2 protein-coding genes are annotated in these 1811 nt (G+C 70.8%); both read left to right on the top strand.

Going from position 1 to position 1811, the window contains the following annotated elements; translation table 11 throughout:
- The first annotated feature begins 218 nt into the window (after positions 1-218).
- Positions 219-1001 carry an SDR family oxidoreductase gene (locus D183_RS0107210; protein ID WP_017908414.1) on the top strand — a complete coding sequence of 261 codons (783 nt, stop codon included), beginning with the start codon at positions 219-221 and terminating at the stop codon, positions 999-1001.
- A 124-nt stretch (positions 1002-1125) separates the two neighbouring features.
- Positions 1126-1811 (top strand): malonyl-ACP O-methyltransferase BioC (bioC, locus tag D183_RS0107205; protein WP_017908413.1); only part of this gene is annotated, 686 nt, incomplete at its 3' end.

Below are 1811 nucleotides of genomic sequence, written 5' to 3'. Positions count from 1 at the left end.
GACACCCTCCGTCGTCGGGACTGAAGTCCCTCCCACAAGGATGCCGGCTATCCCTGTGGGAGCGACTTCAGTCGCGACGCATGGCAGCAAAACGCTGCGCAGCGAAGCCGCTCCTGCACCTGCCGTGCGTGCTCAATGTCCTCAACGTCGCGGCGTGAAGCTGGCCGCCACAGCGCCGATGTCCGATCATCGCGGTTCCTTCGAACGAGAGTGCAAGCATGGACCTGGGAATCGCCGGCAAGTGGGCGCTGGTCTGCGCCGCGAGCAAGGGGCTGGGACTGGGTTGCGCGCAGGCCTTGGCCCGCGAAGGGGTGCACGTGGCGATCGTGGCACGCGGCCAGGCCGGGCTCGATGCGGCCGCGGCGCAGCTGCGCGCGCTCGACGGTGGTGGCGAGGTGGTCGCGGTGGCGGCGGACATCGCCACCGAGGCCGGCCGCGCCGCTGCACTGGCCGCCTGCCCGCAGGTCGACATCCTGATCAACAACGCCGGCGGGCCGCCGCCCGGCGATTTCCGCGACTGGGAGCGCGAGGACTGGCTGCGCGCGCTCGACGCCAACATGCTGGCACCGATCGCGTTGATCCGCGCCACCGTCGATGCGATGCAGGCGCGCGGCTTCGGCCGCATCGTCAACATCACCTCGGCCGCGGTGAAGGCGCCGATCGACAGCCTGGGGCTGTCCAACGGCGCGCGGGCGGGCCTTACCGGCTTCGTCGCCGGGCTGGCGCGGCGCACGGTGGCGCACAACGTGACCATCAACAACCTGCTGCCCGGGCAGTTCGACACCGACCGGCTGCGCGGCAACATCGCCCACGCCGCGCAGCGCGAGGGCATCGATCCCGTCGACCTAGCCGAACGCAAACGTCGGCAGATTCCGGCCGGGCGCTTCGGCACCGCGGAAGAATTCGGTGCGGCCTGCGCCTTCCTGTGCAGCGCGCAGGCCGGCTACCTGAGCGGGCAGAACCTGCTGCTGGATGGCGGCAGCTATCCGGGGACGTTCTGAGAAGCCGGGAGTGGGGATTGGGGAGTCGGGATTCGTAAGCCGAGATTGGCGACGCGTGCGCAGAACGCGGTGATGCAGGTGGCGCTGCTGGCCGCGGCACGACGCGGGCGGCGATAATGCGCGGATGGATCCTTCCGCGTTCGACTCCCAGCACATCCGCCGCGCGTTCGCGCGTGCCGCCGCCAGTTACGATGCCGCCGCCGCGCTGCAGCGCGAGGTGCAGGGCCGCTTGCTGGAATCGCTGGACTACCTCGGCGACCGCGTCCCGCAGGTGGTGCTGGACGTGGGCAGCGGTCCGGCGCATGCCGCCGCGGCGATGAAGAAGCGCTGGCCACGCGCACAGGTGATCGCGCTCGACCAGGCGCTGCCGATGCTGCAGCAGGCCAAGCGCCAGGCCGGCTGGTGGAAGCCGTTCGGCCGCGTCTGCGCCGATGCGCGCGCGCTGCCGCTGGCCGAGCACAGCGTCGATGTGATCTTCAGCAATCTGTGCCTGCAGTGGGTCGAGGATCTGCCGGCGGTGTTCGCCGGATTCCGCCGCGTGCTGCGCCCCGGCGGCCTGCTGCTGTGTTCCAGCTTCGGCCCGGACACCCTGATCGAACTGCGCGAGGCCTTCGCCCAGGCCGACCGGACCACACCGCACGTGAGCCGCTTCGCGCCGATCGCGCAGTTCGGCGATGCGCTGATGCTGTCGGGCTTCCGCGATCCGGTGCTGGACCGCGACGTGTTCAACCTGACCTATCCGGACCTTGCCGCGCTGATGCGCGAACTGCGCGCGATCGGCGCCACCAACGCGCTGCAGGCGCGCCGCCA

The organism is Xanthomonas sp. SHU 199 (assembly GCF_000364665.1).
GTDB classification, from domain to species: domain Bacteria; phylum Pseudomonadota; class Gammaproteobacteria; order Xanthomonadales; family Xanthomonadaceae; genus Xanthomonas_A; species Xanthomonas_A sontii.
This window is presented reverse-complemented; position numbering and strand designations above follow the sequence as displayed.